Below are 16,357 nucleotides of genomic sequence, written 5' to 3' on the forward strand. Positions count from 1 at the left end.
TGACCGATTCTTGCTTACTTATACCAAAAAATCAATCTAAATCAAACATTAGAAAAATTTTTTATAAATATTAGTTTATTAAGCATCAATCCGAATAAATGTTTGGTAAACTTACCCTAGTTCTATTTTTTAACTATTATTGATTAGGAGTTATTTATGAAAGTTGCACTTTTAGGCGCAGCGGGCGGGATTGGTCAAACCTTAGCCCTATTATTAAAACTTCGTTTACCTGTCGGCACCGACTTAGCGTTATATGATATTTCCCCCGTAACGCCGGGGATTGCGGTCGATATCAGCCACATACCGACTTCGGTTAGTGCGGTAGGTTACTCCGGTGAAGATCCGAGTGAGGCGTTAAAAGGCGCAAATCTTGTAATTATTACCGCCGGCGTAGCGCGTAAACCGGGTATGACGCGTGCGGATTTATTCAATATCAATGCGGATATCGTTAAAAATCTAGTCGAAAAAGTAGCGGAAGTTTGCCCGAAAGCTTGTATCGGTATCGTAACCAATCCGGTCAATACCCTTGTGCCGATTGCGGCGGAAGTACTACGTAAAGCCGGTGTTTATGATAAACGTAAATTATTCGGTGTAACGACGCTTGACGTGGTTCGCGCCAAAACATTTACTTCCGAATTAAAAGAGAAACATGTCGAAACGGTTAAAGTTCCGGTAATCGGCGGTCACTCAGGTCCGACTATCCTTCCTCTTCTTTCTCAAGCATTGTCCGAAGGTCTTCCGCTTTCATTTACTCAAGAAGAAATCGAGGCTTTAACTTATCGTATCCAAAATGCCGGTACTGAAGTAGTAGAAGCTAAAGCCGGCGGCGGGTCGGCAACGCTTTCTATGGCGGAATCCGGCGCACGTTTTGCCGTTGCGGTATTTAAAGCGTTATTAGGTGAAGATTGCGTACGTTACGCCTATGTAGAAAGTAAAGAGGGTTCTGGTTATCCCGAATTCTTTGCTCATCCGGTACGTTTCGGATTAACCGGTGTGGAAGAACTGTTACCTATCGGCAAATTAAGCGAATATGAACAAGCAAAACTGGACGAGTTAAAACCTGTGCTTGAAGCGGATATTGCTCTCGGTAAAAATTTTGTAAATCCATAATGAAATATAAATAAAGGGTTGAGTTATTCAACCCTTTTTTATATGCTCAAAGCGGTTGCTTATTTTTTAACTCTATAAGGATTTTAATTATGCGTAATCGTCACGTATTTTCTCTATTGGTTCTATTAACTACCGTTACCGCTTGTTCCTCTCATCAAAAGGTTCAAGTAGTTAAAGTTCCGGCAACAAAGACCGAATATACACAAGTGCAAAATATGCCGAATATTGATAGCAGTAAAATTCCTGCAAATGTAACCGCAATTTGTGTCGATGGCAGTTATTCCACTTCTCCTATTGCCGAAGCTTGCTTAGGCAACGGAGGTGCAAAACAAATTATTTCTCGCCATCATTCCTACTAAGATATAAAAAAACAAGCGGTTGATTTTAATAAAAAATCAACCGCTTTTTCATATTTATTTAGGAAGATTAACCTAAAATTTTCGCTAATTCCGCACTCACTTCTTCAACCGGTTTTGTACCGTCTAAACGCTCGTAACGCGTATTACCCGCTTCCGCTTCCGCCGTATAGTAAGCAATTAACGGCTTGGTTTGTTTGTGATAAATCGCTAAGCGCTCTAATACCGTTTCAGGTTTATCGTCTTGACGAATAATTAAGTCTTCGCCGGTTACGTCATCTTTACCTTCCACTTTCGGCGGGTTGTAAACCACGTGATAAGTACGACCGGAAGGCTGGTGTACACGACGACCGCTCATACGTTCAACAATCACTTCGTCCGCAACATCAAACTCTAAGACTAAATCAATTTTCACACCCGAATCTTTTAATGCGTCCGCTTGCGGAATCGTGCGAGGGAAACCGTCTAATAAGAAGCCGTTTGCGCAATCCGGTTGTGCGATACGATCTTTAACTAATGCAACGGTTAATTCATCCGGTACTAATTTACCTTCGTCCATTAACGCTTTTGCTTGTTTACCAAGCTCCGTGCCTTCTTTAATTGCCGCACGGAACATATCGCCGGTTGAGATTTGCGGAATACCGAATTTGTTCATCATAAATTGTGCTTGCGTGCCTTTACCTGCACCCGGCGCACCTAAAAGAATAATTTTCATAGGGAAAACCTCTAAAAAATGAAAATATAACGAATAAAAAAGCTAAGGCAGTAACCTTACCGATTACTGCCTGAAATTGCAAATTTTTTATGAAAAATAACCGCTTGCAAGAAGCCCTCACAAGCGGTTATTTATACACTTATTTTAGCAATTAGAAAGTGTAATTTACATTTACACGGAAGTCACGACCTGCAGACGGTAGGCTAGTAGCACCTGCACGTTGGCTATGGCTCTTATAATTTTTATTAAATGCGTTATTTACCGCAAAGTTAAGTGTTAAGTTTTTATTTGCATCCCAACTTGCGTAGAAATCATTTACACCATAGCCTGACTGTTTAACCGGAGCTGTTGTCGCATTTGAACCACGGCTTGGCGTACCGGTTTCACCTTCAACAAAACGACCTTTCCAACCGATTTCTAAACTTGGATTTTCAAACTTATAAGAAAGACCTGTAGTCCACGTACGTCCGGTTGCTACCGCATATACTGTACTATCTAAACTTGCATCATTGAAAACCCAAGTTTCAGGCTTACTGTCCGCCACACCTAAGCGGAAAGTGAAGCCGCTATATTTATAAGCTGCACCTAATTCATAACCTTTATTACGTAATAAGGCTGAATTAACTAAAGTATTATTTAATACTGCATGAGCATCTTTCACTTTTTGCCAGAAGTAGCTACCATTAAGTGAAATTTGATCATTAAAATCATAGTTAAAACCAATCTCCGTATTACGTGCTTTTTCCGCTTTTAAGTCATCAGCAACACTACGAGCGGAACTACCGCTTAATGCTACTTCGTAGAAACGTGGGCTACGTGTCGCATAGTTTAAGTTTGTATTTAAGCTTAAACCTTGAACGACTTCCCAAATTAAACCGACGCTTGGACTAAATGCACCGTCACTGACTTTTTTACCGTCATTGGCTTTAAAGTCAAAATGGTCATAACGTAAACCGGTTGTCATGGTCACCGGACCAAAGCCCCAAATACCTTCTACATAAGCACCAATATCTTCTTTTTCTTGGTTATTCGTTACACCTGTCGCTTCTAATCTTCTCGTTCTACGGTTTTCAGCAAAAGCTTCTAATGAATTTGGTTTACCTTCTTGGTGGCGATAATTCACACCATATTTTACAAAATGATCACTACCGATTTCAGAGTCAAAATTGATATTCGCCCCTTTGATTACCACTTTCGTTTTTGAATTAGTATCGGTTTCTTCACGTGAGTTTTCTAATAAGTAAGCGTTTGCTTTTACTTCATTAATAAGACCTAAATTTTTACCGATATATTCAAGGTTAGTGGTATTTTGAGTCGTAATACGGTAACGAGGATCGTTATTTGCATCATTTGCAACTAAAGCACCATTTTTATCAAGTAAGTAACGAGTTGGACGACCATTACGATCCACTCCAGCAGCAGCCCCTAATTGATATCCGGCAGCACGTTGTTCAGACGTTAAACTTGCTGTTGTTGTCCAGTCCTGAGAGAAATCAAATTCTTCACGTAATGCACGCTCACCGTGATAACGCTCTTGGCGATGGCTTAATACCACACGATGATCTTCGTTAATATCTACACCGAATTTAGCTAATAAACTACGCTGACCTAATGCACTGTTTTTAACCGTGTCGCTACCCTCTTTATTGGAATAACCTTTACCGCCTTTGTAATTTTCAGCTGTTTCCCAATTACCGCTTAATAACGCATCAAATGCACCGGATTTACCATAAACGCTCGCACCTTGCGAATGACCTTTATTGCTACTTACACCGGCATTTAATTTAAAACCAAAATCTTGTCCTTCTCTTAATAGATCTTTTGCATCCACAGTTGTCGCTTCGATCGATCCGCTAGTTGCACCAATACCTGCACTTGCAGAACCTGCGCCCTTACGCACGTCAATACGTTTAATTAATGACGGATCTAACATAAAACGGCTTTGATGGTGGAAAATCTGAGCATCAGAGTAAGTATTATCCACTTTAATATCAATTTGATCTTGCCCCATTCCACGAATAGTTGTCCATTGTGAAGTACCTCCCGTACCACCACCGAAATTGATAGCAGGTTCAGCACTTAAAACACCACGTAAATCTTCTTTTGTACCTTTATTTAAATCTTTTAAAGTTACAACATTCGTTCTACTTTTTGCACCGGCATTTTCCGAAACAACAGAAACAACATCTAAATTTACTGTATTTTCTTGGGCATAAGCCAAAGATGTTGTTGCAAGAAATACTGCCATAGAGAGTTTTGATGGAGAGAATCGCATTTGACCGCCTTATTAATTTTGAGAATTAATCGTATTTGCAATAAAGTTCTGTAAATATACTTAAATCTATAATACGAGTCAATCTCATTTTTGAATAAAGTTATAACTAAAACATATAAAAATGCCCTCTTATAAAAAATATAAGAGGGCATTTTATAAGTAACTAGTTAATTACATTATTTATTTTGCCACGGCGCAACCTTAATCAACATCAACATTCCCGGAATAGCTACAAAGAAGCAAATCCAGAAAAACTTATAATAGCCGAAGGATTCGACCAAATGTCCGGTATAAGCGCCTAAGAATTTACTTGGCAGTGCAGCGAGGCTGGTAAAAATCGCTAATTGCATTGCGGTGTACATCGGGTTGGTTTCGCGAGCCATAAAAGCGACAAATGCCGCCGTACCTAAACCAACACCAAGATACTCTCCCGCCATCACAATACCCAATTTAAATAGCTCGGCAGAACCGATGGAAGCGGTCGGAAAATATTCAAAACTTGCAAGATAAGCAAAACCTAGAATGGTCACTAACTGTACCGAACCAAAAATCCATAATGCTCGGTTTACGCCCAATTTCAGCATTGCCACCCCACCGATAATACCGCCGCCGATACTGCACCAAAACGAGGTGGTTTTTACCACCGCCGCGATATGCGACTTGGTAAAGCCCATATCCAAGATAAATTTGGTTTGTAATGAAGTCGCCAACGAATCACCGAGTTTATAGAAGAAAATAAACAGAATAAGCCCCACTGCACCCCATACACCTTTGCGGCTAAAAAATTCTTTAAACGGATCGACAAATGCCATATAAAACGGTTTGCTTTTATCAATCGGTGTACTTTTAGGCTCTTGAGCAAATAGCGTAACAAATAGGCATGGCAACATAAATGCGGCAGTAATAAGGAATACCGTTTGCCATGGGTAATGATCGGCTAAGAAAAGCGATAAACCGCCCGGTATTAGCCCGGCGATACGATAAGCATTCACATGAATGGAATTACCTAAGCCTAATTCATTGTCCGATAAAATTTCTCGTCGGTAAGCGTCCACCACAATATCTTGCGTAGCAGATAAAAAAGCTAAAATTACCGAAAGCACAGTAATAATACCGATATCCACTACCGGATCAAAAAAGCCGAATCCGGCTAAAATTACCAATAAACCTACTTGAGCAAGAAAAATCCAGCTACGGCGGCGTCCTAAAAACGGTGGAAAATAGCGATCTAACAACGCAGCCCATAAGAATTTCCACGTATAAGGAAGTGACGTTAAAGTAAAGGCGGCAATGGTTTTAATATCAAGATTTGCCGAGGTAAACCAAGCCGGCATTAATTGGATCAGCACAAATAAAGGTAAGCCGGAACAAAAGCCGGTATAAATACAAAGCAACATATTTTTGGTAAAAATTTGTCGCCAAATTGAGGGTTGAGGTGAAGAATGAGAAGCGGTCATTTTTTCCTTTTCTTTTGCAAATGAAATGATAATACGCCAACTTTGTATTAGCTTAATTATCAAACATCATAACAGAAATTTTCAGAGATAAAAAAGGCACAAACCTAAACGCTTGTGCCTTCGTTTAATTAATGCTTGTTAGCCTTTATAACCGTTCGGGTTATTTTTTTGCCAATTCCAAGTATCTTTCATCATTTGCTCTAAACCGCGTTCAGTTTTCCAATCTAGCTCTTTTAACGCCTTAGACGGTTCAGAATAGCAAACGGCAATATCCCCCGGGCGGCGATCAACCAATTTATAAGGTACTTTAATTTCGTTTGCCGTTTCAAACGCTTTTACCATATCAAGCACCGAGTAACCTGTTCCCGTACCTAAATTATACACGTGGAAACCGGCATCATTTTGGTGCTTATCCAACGCTTTTAAGTGTCCAAGCGCTAAATCTACCACATGGATATAGTCACGCACACCGGTACCGTCGTGTGTTTCGTAATCACTACCGAATACTGAAAGCTCTTTTAATTTGCCCACTGCAACTTGGCTGATATAAGGCAATAAGTTATTTGGAATACCGTTCGGATCTTCGCCGATTAAACCGCTTTCATGCGCTCCGGCCGGATTAAAATAACGTAACACGACCGCACTTAATTGTGGGAACGCTTTTACCGTATCTTCCAATATGCGCTCAACCATATATTTTGATGTGCCGTATGGATTTGTCGTACCGCCAACCGGGCAAGATTCTACAATTGGGATAATTTGCGGGTCGCCGTAAACTGTTGCAGATGAACTGAATACAATCGTATTCACACCCGCCGCTAACATTTCTTCGACTAAAACGATAGAACCGGTTACATTATTTTGATAGTAACGGAGTGGCTCACGCACGCTCTCACCTACCGCTTTTAAACCGGCAAAGTGGATAACAGATTCAATTTTATTTTCTGCAAAAATTTTACGCAGAATATTACGGTCTAAAATATCACCTTGATAAAAAGTTACCGATTTACCTGTAATCTGTTTTACTCGCTCTAATGAAACTTCACTGGAATTAGATAAATTATCTAATACGACAATTTCACGATTTGCATTTAATAATTCGACAAGCGTATGCGAACCGATATAACCCGCACCGCCAGTTACTAAAATAGCCATTTGTAAATCCTCTTAGAAATTCGACCGCTTGTATTTTACGCTTTTTTGCGTACAAACGATAATTTAATTTTCACCGGTTAAAGCAATAAATTCTTGTTCGGTCAATACCTTAACCCCCAATTCTTGCGCTTTTGCCAACTTTGAACCGGCTTTTTCTCCGGCAATCAAGTAATCGGTTTTACTTGAAACCGAGCCGGATACTTTACAACCGAAACTCTGTAACAATGCTTTTGCTTGATCTCGAGTTAATTGAGTCAGCGTACCGGTTAAAACCACGCTTTTACCTTTTAGCGGGTTATCCGCAATTTCAACTTGCACCACATCTTGCCAATGTATGCCTTGTGAAATCAGATCTTCGACCACCGTAACATTGTGAGGTTCTTGCCAGAAACGTACAATACGATTTGCCACCACTTCGCCGACATCTTGTACTTCTTGCAATTGCTCGAAAGTTGCCGCACGGATCGCATCTAAATTATGGAAGTGATTCGCTAAGTTTTGTGCGGTGGCTTCGCCGACATCACGAATGCCTAATGCAAATAGGAAACGTGCCAAAGTGGTATTTTTCGCTTTTTCGATGCTGTTCAACGCATTTTGTGCTGACTTCCCGCCCATTCGCTCCAAACGCATTAAAGTGGTGTGTTCGAGTTTAAATAGATCCGCCGGTGTATGCACCAGCTCACGCTCCATTAATTGTTCGATCAATTTCTCGCCGACACCATCAATATCCATCGCCTTACGGGAAACGAAATGCTTCAATGCCTCTTTACGCTGTGCGCCACAGAATAAACCGCCGGTACAGCGAGCAACCGCTTCACCTTCCACACGCACCACTGCCGATTCACAGACCGGGCAAGCGGTCGGAAATTCGATTTTTTTTGCATTTTCCGGGCGGCGTTCCATCACTACTCCGACAATTTGCGGAATCACATCACCGGCACGACGAATAATCACCGTATCGCCGATGACAATGCCTAAACGCTCAATTTCATCGCCGTTATGCAAAGTGGCATTACTCACCGTCACACCGGCAACAAATACCGGCTCTAATTTTGCGACCGGGGTAATCGCCCCGGTTCTGCCCACCTGAAATTCCACATCATTCAGCACCGTCATTTCTTCTTGTGCCGGGAATTTATAAGCAATCGCCCAACGCGGCGAACGAGAAATAAAGCCGAGCTGTTCTTGTAAGCCAATGTCATTCACTTTTAGCACCGCGCCGTCAATGTCATAGCCGAGTGTCGGACGCTTCGCTTGAATATCCGCGTAAAAGGCAAGTAACTGCTCACGTCCTGTTGCCAAGCGAATTTCATTATTGACCGGAATACCGATAGACTTCAGCCATTGCAAACGTTCAAAATGGGTTACCGGTAATTCGTCATCCGATTCATACACCCCAATCCCGTAAGCATTTAACACAAGCGGGCGCTGACGAGTGATTTTCGGATCTAACTGACGTAATGAGCCTGCCGCCGCATTACGCGGATTGGCAAAGGTTTTCTCGCCTTTTTCCAACGCACGTTCGTTCAGTGCTTCAAAGCCTTTTTGCGGCATAAACACTTCGCCGCGCACTTCTAAGCGTGCCGGCGGATTGTCCATATTCAGTTTTAACGGAATATTGCGAACGGTTCGAATATTTGAGGTAATATCCTCACCGGTGGTACCGTCACCACGAGTTGCCGCTTGGCTTAACACACCGTCCACATACAAAATACTGACCGCCAAACCGTCTAATTTAGGTTCGCAACAAAAAGCAAGCGTATGCGGATCTTCAGTAATATAACTTTCCATACGACGTAAAAAACCGTCTAATTCTTCATCGGAAAAAGCATTATCCAACGATAACATCGGAATTTCGTGTGTGACTTGCGCAAAACCGTCCAGCGGTTTCGCCCCGACACGTTGGGTCGGTGAATCGGCGGTAATCCACTCCGGATGTTGCCATTCCAGATTTTTTAATTCGTTCATTAAACGGTCGTATTCCGCATCCGGCACTAACGGATTATCCAATACGTGATAATAGTATTCGTATTCTCGTAATTTTTGGCGCAACGCTTCTAATTGTGCGAAAGTCGTGCCCGATTGATCTTGCATTTGTGATAATAAAGGCATTAGGAAATTCTCGATAAAAAAGACCGCTTAACAAGCGGTCGTTTATGCTAAAAGTTTTACAAATTAGCTGACACGAGCTAAATAGGATTGGCGTGAGTTCTCATCAAAGATTTCTCGATGTTCGTTTAACACGAAACCGCCGAGTGCTTGTGCGAGATTTTCCGTCGTTTTTAATAATAATTTGAGATTTACAACATCATTACCTTCTGACGGTAAATGCATAAATAATACTAAACCGACCGTTGAAAAATGCTCGATTTTCGTTAAATCGAAGATACCCGGTTGCATCATATTCGCTACGCTGAAAATTACCGGCGAAGCGCTGTTGCCCATATGTTGGTGACGGTGGAAAATTTGGTATTCACCATATTGAAAACCTAACGCTTCGAGGCTTTGCACGACATAATCGCCGCGGAACTGCTGACCTTCCGGCGCAACCACATAAAGAGTAAGCATATTATTTTCGGCAACCGGTTTTTGTTCCGCTACCGAATCCGCCTGCATGGAATTTTTCGCCAATTCGACTCGTACCGAAGCATCGGAATAAATATCCACATCTCCTTGCGCCGCTTGACGTTCCAATTCTTCTACCGATTGTTCTAACACGGAAGTAGCTTCCGCAATCGGTGATTGCGGCGCTTGAGTAAATGCCGGCTCAATATGCTGCGGTTGCGTTTGATATTGCACTTGTGTCTGATATTGAGGCTGCACGGGTAGCACCGGCTGACCGCTATAAATCGGAGTTTCTTCTACTTTACTTTGATAAGCGGCGGAATCTTGTCCCGGTAAATTAATTTTAATTTCACGCAATGAGCTTTCTACTTCCTGCTGAATTTGCACCGGATTATCCGCTTCCGTTTCGCCGTGTTGTCCTGTTGTCTGCGCGTAAGACTGTGGATTAAGCGAAGGCGGCACGTCCGAAACAATGTTATTAATCGGCGTTGAAGGCGGTCGGGTCGAGAAAGTATTCGAGAAAATACGTGATTTTTCACGACGAGCCGACCATAAACTGAAACCGATTAATACGGCGATTAATAAGCCCGCTAAAATAAAGAAAAGAATATGAAGCTCCATTTGGGGTCCTCTTTCATTTGAAATAATCTACAAAATTTAAATTTCACTATTTGCGAAAATAATGTGTCTAGCTTACCATATTTCTGATAAAAATTTGAGTTATTAAGGATAGATTAATTATGTCATCTGCATTCAACGAACCGCAAAGTGAATTAGGCTTAGGTTTCCACTATTTTATTTACGGCTGGCGATTAATGTTACAACGCCGGTTAATGCCGTTTGTCCTGATACCGGTAGCGATTAATGCGGTGTTAATGATCGCATTACTTTGGTTCTTTATCAGCCATATTGCCGGCTGGGCGGACTGGATCGTCAGCTTTATGCCTTCTTGGCTGGATTGGCTGACTATGATTTTAGTACCGCTTGCCGTGCTTTCATTAATTATGCTGTTTTATTTTACCTTTACTACCATTACCAACTTTATTGCCGCCCCGTTTAATGCGTTGCTGGCGGAAAAGGTCGAATTACAACTGACCGGAGAACAGCTTAATAATATGACGGTAGCGGAAATGTTAAAAGACGTACCGCGTATGCTAAAACGTGAATGGCAAAAAATGGCGTACAGTATTCCTCGTTTTATTGCACTGTTTTTATTAAGTTTCGTACCGGTTGTCGGGCAAACCGTGGTACCTGTTCTAACCTTTGTGTTCGGCGCTTGGTTATTAGCGATTCAATATTGCGACTACCCGTTCGATAACCATAAAATCAGTTTTAAACGTATGCGCAACGCTCTCGGGCAACGCAAAATTTTAAATTTCACCTTCGGTACATTCGTCAGTATTTTTACCGCTTTACCTTTTGTGAATTTAGTGGTGATGCCGGTTGCCGTCTGCGGCGCAACCGCAATGTGGGTGGAAGAATATCGCAACTTTATGTTAGGTAAAACGTCCGATTTTGACGGCGCGGACTATACCACTAAAACCGGCAGAGAAGTCAGCACGGAAACTCGCTCCGGTGCGGTAAATCCTAACGTACGTAACGGTAACGTTAAGCCTCATTAAGCGGTCCGATTTCTCCTGTTTTTTGCAAAAAGAAGCCTCTCTTTCGAGAGGCATTTTAGTTATTTAGTTTTAGTGCTTTTCACTTTTTTAACTGCTTTTTTAGCTTCCGATTTTACCGCCGTAGCGTTTTCCTTTACCGTCTCTTGCGCTTGCTGTACAACCTGTTCCTGCTGCGCCTGTCTTTCAAAACCTTTTTCTTTCATACAAGCGTCAAATTTAATTTGATCTTTGCTTTCACCGACAGATTCTTGGCAAGCTTTTAACGCCTCTTCTACTTTAGTAAGCGAACTCGCTTCCGTAACTTGAGAGACCTGAGCAGGATCATTTGGTGACGAACATGCTGCTAATAATACCGCCAAAGTAGAAATACCGAGTGATTTTTTCATAGTGAAGTCCTAATTTGAGTTAAAAAAAGCGGGTAATTCATTTATTACCCGCTTTTTAGAAGCTTCTCTAAGCAATTAGTTCAGCAATATCTTACACATCATAAGTGGTTGAAGCTGTGTTACCGCCGCGACCTGTCCAGTTGGTGTGGAAGAACTCGCCGCGCGGTTTGTCGGTACGCTCATAAGTGTGCGCCCCGAAGTAGTCACGCTGTGCTTGCAACAAGTTTGCCGGCACACGCTCTGAAGTATAACCGTCTAAGAACGTGATCGCAGATGCCATACACGGCATAGGAATACCTACTTCGATAGACTTCGCTACCACTTTACGCCAGTCTGCCATCGCATTTTCTAAAATGCCTTTGAAGTAATCGTCCGAGCCTAAGAATACTAAGTCCGGATTCGCTTCATACGCATCACGAATATTGCCTAAGAAACGGCTACGGATGATACAACCTTCACGCCATAAAAGTGCGGTTGCACCGTAGTTGATATCCCAACCGAAGTTTTCTGACGCTTCACGAATAAGCATAAAGCCTTGTGCGTAAGAAATGATTTTTGAAGCAAGTAATGCTTTGCGAACCGCTTCAATCCACTCTTTTTTATCGCCTTCAACCGGCGTAATAGTTTTGTTGAATAATTTTGACGCAGCAACACGTTGATCTTTAAATGAAGATACGCAACGAGCAAATACCGATTCAGTGATTAAGGTTAATGGAATACCGAAATCAAGTGCGTTGATCCCTGTCCATTTACCTGTGCCTTTTTGACCTGCAGTATCTAAGATTTTCTCAACTAATGGCGTACCGTCTTCGTCTTTATAGCCTAAAATATCGGTGGTGATGTCGATTAAGTAGCTGTCTAATTCGGTTTTCTTCCACTCTTGGAAAATCGCTTGCATTTCATCGTAGCTTAAACCTAAACCGTCTTTTAAAAATTGGTAAGCTTCGCAAATTAACTGCATATCGCCATATTCGATACCGTTGTGAACCATTTTCACGAAATGACCGGAACCTTCTTTGCCCACCCAGTCACAGCAAGGCTCGCCTTTGTCGGTTTTCGCTGAAATCGCTTGTAAAATCGGTTTAACGTGTTCCCACGCTTCAATGTTACCGCCCGGCATAATTGAAGGCCCGTGACGCGCACCTTCTTCACCGCCCGAAACGCCGGTACCGATAAAACGAATACCTTTCGCCGCTAAATCTTTAACACGACGGTTTGAGTCAGGGTAATTTGAGTTACCGCCGTCAATAATGATATCGCCTTCTTCTAAATGCGGAAGAAGCGCTTCAATAAATTGATCCACCACTTCACCGGCACGCACCATTAACATCACTTTACGCGGTTTTTCTAATTTCGCCGCTAAATCTTCTAACGAATAAGCACCGATAATATTGGTACCTTTCGCCGCCCCTTCCAAGAACTCATCCACTTTTGAAGTAGTGCGGTTATACGCCACCACTTTAAAGCCGTTGTCGTTCATATTTAAAATAAGGTTCTGACCCATTACCGCTAAACCGATAACGCCGATGTCGCCTTTTACTGACATTGTTTTCTCCTGTTGGTTTTGATTCGTTACAAGCGGTCGAATTTGTAACATTTTTTGCAAAATTGACCGCTTATTTAATTAATTTTTCCATAGCTGAAAATAATGTTTTTGTTACTTTCATATTATCTTCATCTGTTGCACGTTCTTTGGCAAACCATTCAATAACGTCATTTTCTTCTGAATGTCCATAAAAAAGAGTTGCAAATTTCTCTAACATTTCGCAACCAGCACCTCTAGTTCTTGATGTACCAAAGATAAAATCACATTGTTTATGATGTAATTCATACAAATTATGGCTAATTTCCCATTCACTATCACCTGAAGAGTAGAAACCAATACGCATATTTTCGTATTGGAATACTGCTATAAAATCAATATTGTTGCTGTGACGAGAAAAATACACTAGTTTATCCAAGTACTTTGCATTTATTTTTTCCAGTAGTTTATTAAATGTGGTTGTTTTTCCTTTATTGCCTGCACCGTATAAAATAAAAAGTTTTTTCATAATCGCCCCTAGTTTTTACATTTACTCAATCTGTTAAAAATGCGGTAAATCTTACAGCACTTCAACTAAAATTCTGCTCAAAAATCATTTTCTGCTGTTCAAGCTCCCGTACCAGTTCTTCTTCGCTTGGTAAATATGCCATATATTTGCTGGCGAAAAGTTGGGCGTTGTCATTTAGCACCGAGTATTTCGCCACAACGCTATCCGCTTCGGTACAAAGTAATAAACCGATTGTCGGATTATCGTCCGCTCGTTTTTGCAAATCGTCATACATTCGCACATACATATCCAGCTGCCCGATATTTTGGTGCGTGAGCTTTTCGGTTTTGAGTTCCACTATCACAAAACATTTTAGAATGTAATTATAGAACACTAAATCAATAAAGAAATCGGAAGTTTCCGTACGAATATGTTGCTGACGTGCAACAAAGGCAAAACCTTTACCAAGCTCCAACATAAATTGTTGCAAATTATCAATCAGTGCTTTTTCCAGCTCCGCTTCGCTATAAGCCAAATGAGTCGGCAGATTCAGAAATTCTAATACGGTCGGCGATTTAATAAAATCGCTCGCTTGTAATTTTTGTGTTTTTTGTTGCATTTCCGCCTGCACAAGTTCTTTGTCTTGGCTTGCAAGTAAACGTTCATAATAGAGAGTGGAAATATTTCGATCTAAAGTTCGTACCGACCAATGATTTTCCGCCGCTTCGGTTAAATAATAAAGACGAGCTTTATCATTTGATACCTTTAAGCAACGCTGAAAATGCGACCAACTCAATTTGGCGAACAGTGTTCGCCATTTTGGTAAGTCGCTGAATAACAAATAAAACTGACGAATTTCTCGTAATGAACGATAGCTAAAACCTTTACCAAATTCTTGAGTTAATTAGGTCGAAAGCAATTGTAAAACTTGCTTACCATACTCCGCTCGATCTGAGCCATTCTGTTCTTCCAATACAATTCGCTCACCGATTTTCCAGTAGGCTTCCACCATAGCGGAATTTACCGCCGCATAGGCTTGCTGACGAGCGGAATGTAAAATCTGTTTAATTTCGTTAAGATAAGATGTTGTCAGCTTATTTTTCATATATTCTCCTTTATTAAAAAATAAAACATACTTATACACGTAAGCGGTCGAATTTGCAGAAAAGTTTGCAAATTCGACCGCTTATGATTTATAGGAAAAGTGCTTGCGTCCGTGAAACACTATGAATACTTAATATATTCCTACAATCAAATTTTACTTTCACGTTTGAAGGCTAATGCTAGGGTTGATAGTAACATCACGCCCGCCACGGCGATATATAAATCTTGTTTCGCCAAGCCACCGTCAAGCAACATTCCTGCGACTGTCGGCGCAAGAATTGAACCTGCACGCCCTGCACCAATCGCCCAGCCCACACCGGTATTACGGATATCCGCATCGTAAGTCGCCGGATTGATAGTGTATAAACCGCTGATACAGCCGTTTACTAACGCCCCGACAACCACCCCCATTGCCATCGCCACGCCGAGCGCCGAAGATGAAAGAATAAATACCACAATCGCAATTGCTGATAACACGGTAAACAGCATTAATACCGCTCTTGCCTGCCAACGGCTGGCGATTAAACCGTAGATTAACGAACCGCCCGCACCGCCAATCGAAATCGCCATGCCTACATTGATACTGTCTTCCACCGTCATTCCCGCTTCTTTGAGCAATGCCGGAGTCCATGAGCTGATAAAATAGAAGCTGAACATAATGGCAAAGAACGAAAGCCATAATAATAAGGTTGAACGGCGATATTTATCATTAAACAGCTGAGAAATCGGCAGCTTGGTTTTCACCGCTTCAACTTTTTTCGGTAGCTCCCAATCGCCGTTAAAACCAATTTTTTTCGCAATGTGATTTAAGCGTGCTTTGGCGTTTACCGGTTGCTTCATGGTTAAAAAGTCGATCGACTCCGGTAACCAAATAAATAACACAACCCACACGACCGCCGTCATTGCCGCACCGGCAAAATACACCGCATGCCAGCTATAAGTCGCTTGCAACTCTTTCGCCATTATACCGCCGATCATCGCACCGATACCGAAGCCTGCCGCATAAACGCTGATCGCAAAGCTACGCCATTTTTTTGACGAATATTCGCTAGTGATCACATTAGTGCCGACTAAAATACCGCCCACTCCCAAACCGGTAATTACACGTGAAAAACCAAGTACAAACGGTGTGGTCGCTAATCCCGAAAGTAACAAACCAATCGCCGATAACGCTACGGAAAGTAATAATAACGGACGACGACCGAATTTATCCGCCAATGGCGCAAGGAAAAGCGAACCGATCGTCATACCGGCTAAACCGGCACTGATTAACACACCGAACTCAGTTTTAGATAAACCAAACTCTTTAGAAATATTGGTGGCGGTAAAGGCAATCGCCAATACGTCGAAACCGTCTAAAAAGTTCATCACGGCAGCCATAATTACGATTGCCCATTGATATACGCCCATACGTCCGTGATCAATCGCGAACCTTAAATTATTCGTATATTGTGGCGTTTGAATTGTCATAGGTATTCCTCATTAAAGATTTTCATTTAATAGGAATCCTAAATGAAACAATTGCAAAGAACAACGCAAATCTGCAATAACAGCATTGAAAAATATTAAGCTAAATTATGAA

14 protein-coding genes and 1 pseudogene are annotated in these 16,357 nt (G+C 41.6%); 3 read left to right on the forward strand and 12 right to left on the reverse strand.

Annotated features, from left to right (window positions below):
• Positions 1 to 156: 156 nt before the first annotated feature.
• Positions 157 to 1,110, forward strand: coding sequence for a malate dehydrogenase (gene mdh / locus DRF63_RS07065; protein ID WP_005598352.1), 954 nt, complete (start codon positions 157 to 159; stop codon positions 1,108 to 1,110).
• Positions 1,111 to 1,199: 89 nt separating this feature from the next.
• Positions 1,200 to 1,469: a hypothetical protein gene (locus DRF63_RS07070; RefSeq protein ID WP_005598355.1), complete on the forward strand. Its 270-nt coding sequence runs from the start codon at positions 1,200 to 1,202 to the stop codon at positions 1,467 to 1,469.
• 67 nt (positions 1,470 to 1,536) lie between these two features.
• Here the strand turns inward: DRF63_RS07070 and adk are convergent, their stop codons facing one another.
• From adk to zipA, 6 genes are all read right to left on the reverse strand, one after another.
• Complete coding sequence (gene adk / locus DRF63_RS07075) at positions 1,537 to 2,181, reverse strand: adenylate kinase (RefSeq protein ID WP_005598358.1); 645 nt, start codon at positions 2,179 to 2,181, stop codon at positions 1,537 to 1,539.
• 151 nt (positions 2,182 to 2,332) lie between these two features.
• Positions 2,333 to 4,456, reverse strand: a complete 2,124-nt coding sequence (locus DRF63_RS07080; protein WP_005620410.1) for a TonB-dependent receptor domain-containing protein — start codon at positions 4,454 to 4,456, stop codon at positions 2,333 to 2,335.
• 176 nt (positions 4,457 to 4,632) lie between these two features.
• Positions 4,633 to 5,913, reverse strand: coding sequence for an AmpG family muropeptide MFS transporter (locus tag DRF63_RS07085; RefSeq protein WP_043990952.1), 1,281 nt, complete (start codon positions 5,911 to 5,913; stop codon positions 4,633 to 4,635).
• 138 nt (positions 5,914 to 6,051) lie between these two features.
• Positions 6,052 to 7,068 (reverse strand): UDP-glucose 4-epimerase GalE, encoded by a 1,017-nt coding sequence (gene galE, locus DRF63_RS07090; RefSeq protein WP_005598364.1) that lies wholly within the window; start codon positions 7,066 to 7,068, stop codon positions 6,052 to 6,054.
• Between the two features lie 63 nt (positions 7,069 to 7,131).
• Complete coding sequence (gene ligA, locus DRF63_RS07095) at positions 7,132 to 9,180, reverse strand: NAD-dependent DNA ligase LigA (RefSeq protein ID WP_005598365.1); 2,049 nt, start codon at positions 9,178 to 9,180, stop codon at positions 7,132 to 7,134.
• Between the two features lie 63 nt (positions 9,181 to 9,243).
• The gene (gene zipA, locus DRF63_RS07100) at positions 9,244 to 10,254 is read right to left on the reverse strand and encodes a cell division protein ZipA (protein WP_005598367.1); all 1,011 of its coding nucleotides are present in this window, start codon (positions 10,252 to 10,254) and stop codon (positions 9,244 to 9,246) included.
• 119 nt (positions 10,255 to 10,373) lie between these two features.
• Between zipA and cysZ the strand changes: the two genes are divergently transcribed.
• Entirely contained in the window at positions 10,374 to 11,255 is an 882-nt protein-coding gene (cysZ, locus tag DRF63_RS07105; RefSeq protein WP_005598369.1) for a sulfate transporter CysZ, read from the forward strand.
• A gap of 59 nt (positions 11,256 to 11,314) precedes the next feature.
• Here the strand turns inward: cysZ and DRF63_RS07110 are convergent, their stop codons facing one another.
• From DRF63_RS07110 to DRF63_RS07130, 6 genes and pseudogenes are all read right to left on the reverse strand, one after another.
• Entirely contained in the window at positions 11,315 to 11,641 is a 327-nt protein-coding gene (locus DRF63_RS07110; protein ID WP_005598371.1) for a hypothetical protein, read from the reverse strand.
• A 91-nt stretch (positions 11,642 to 11,732) separates the two neighbouring features.
• Positions 11,733 to 13,187 carry a decarboxylating NADP(+)-dependent phosphogluconate dehydrogenase gene (gene gnd / locus DRF63_RS07115; RefSeq protein WP_043991876.1) on the reverse strand — a complete coding sequence of 485 codons (1,455 nt, stop codon included), beginning with the start codon at positions 13,185 to 13,187 and terminating at the stop codon, positions 11,733 to 11,735.
• A gap of 70 nt (positions 13,188 to 13,257) precedes the next feature.
• Positions 13,258 to 13,692, reverse strand: coding sequence for a hypothetical protein (locus tag DRF63_RS07120; protein WP_005598376.1), 435 nt, complete (start codon positions 13,690 to 13,692; stop codon positions 13,258 to 13,260).
• Between the two features lie 61 nt (positions 13,693 to 13,753).
• On the reverse strand, positions 13,754 to 14,290 hold the full coding sequence (locus tag DRF63_RS11365; protein ID WP_249980086.1) for a PDDEXK nuclease domain-containing protein: 537 nt from the start codon (positions 14,288 to 14,290) through the stop codon (positions 13,754 to 13,756).
• A 51-nt stretch (positions 14,291 to 14,341) separates the two neighbouring features.
• Positions 14,342 to 14,776: pseudogene (locus DRF63_RS11370) on the reverse strand (DUF1016 N-terminal domain-containing protein); the annotation flags it as partial.
• 146 nt (positions 14,777 to 14,922) lie between these two features.
• The gene (locus DRF63_RS07130) at positions 14,923 to 16,245 is read right to left on the reverse strand and encodes an MFS transporter (RefSeq protein ID WP_005598383.1); all 1,323 of its coding nucleotides are present in this window, start codon (positions 16,243 to 16,245) and stop codon (positions 14,923 to 14,925) included.
• Positions 16,246 to 16,357 lie beyond the last annotated feature (112 nt).

Origin of the sequence: Actinobacillus pleuropneumoniae (assembly GCF_003290385.1) — a bacterium.
GTDB lineage: Bacteria > Pseudomonadota > Gammaproteobacteria > Enterobacterales > Pasteurellaceae > Actinobacillus > Actinobacillus lignieresii.

Excerpts from the sequence above, each read along its gene's own strand:
- cysZ (WP_005598369.1), top strand. The coding sequence starts at position 10,374 with ATGTCATCTGCATTCAACGAACCGCAAAGTGAATTAGGCTTAGGTTTC.
- DRF63_RS07110 (WP_005598371.1), bottom strand. The coding sequence starts at position 11,641 with ATGAAAAAATCACTCGGTATTTCTACTTTGGCGGTATTATTAGCAGCA.
- DRF63_RS07070 (WP_005598355.1), top strand. The coding sequence starts at position 1,200 with ATGCGTAATCGTCACGTATTTTCTCTATTGGTTCTATTAACTACCGTT.
- ligA (WP_005598365.1), bottom strand. The coding sequence starts at position 9,180 with ATGCCTTTATTATCACAAATGCAAGATCAATCGGGCACGACTTTCGCA.
- galE (WP_005598364.1), bottom strand. The coding sequence starts at position 7,068 with ATGGCTATTTTAGTAACTGGCGGTGCGGGTTATATCGGTTCGCATACG.
- DRF63_RS07085 (WP_043990952.1), bottom strand. The coding sequence starts at position 5,913 with ATGACCGCTTCTCATTCTTCACCTCAACCCTCAATTTGGCGACAAATT.
- gnd (WP_043991876.1), bottom strand. The coding sequence starts at position 13,187 with ATGTCAGTAAAAGGCGACATCGGCGTTATCGGTTTAGCGGTAATGGGT.
- zipA (WP_005598367.1), bottom strand. The coding sequence starts at position 10,254 with ATGGAGCTTCATATTCTTTTCTTTATTTTAGCGGGCTTATTAATCGCC.
- mdh (WP_005598352.1), top strand. The coding sequence starts at position 157 with ATGAAAGTTGCACTTTTAGGCGCAGCGGGCGGGATTGGTCAAACCTTA.
- adk (WP_005598358.1), bottom strand. The coding sequence starts at position 2,181 with ATGAAAATTATTCTTTTAGGTGCGCCGGGTGCAGGTAAAGGCACGCAA.
- DRF63_RS07130 (WP_005598383.1), bottom strand. The coding sequence starts at position 16,245 with ATGACAATTCAAACGCCACAATATACGAATAATTTAAGGTTCGCGATT.
- DRF63_RS07080 (WP_005620410.1), bottom strand. The coding sequence starts at position 4,456 with ATGCGATTCTCTCCATCAAAACTCTCTATGGCAGTATTTCTTGCAACA.
- DRF63_RS11365 (WP_249980086.1), bottom strand. The coding sequence starts at position 14,290 with ATGCAACAAAAAACACAAAAATTACAAGCGAGCGATTTTATTAAATCG.
- DRF63_RS07120 (WP_005598376.1), bottom strand. The coding sequence starts at position 13,692 with ATGAAAAAACTTTTTATTTTATACGGTGCAGGCAATAAAGGAAAAACA.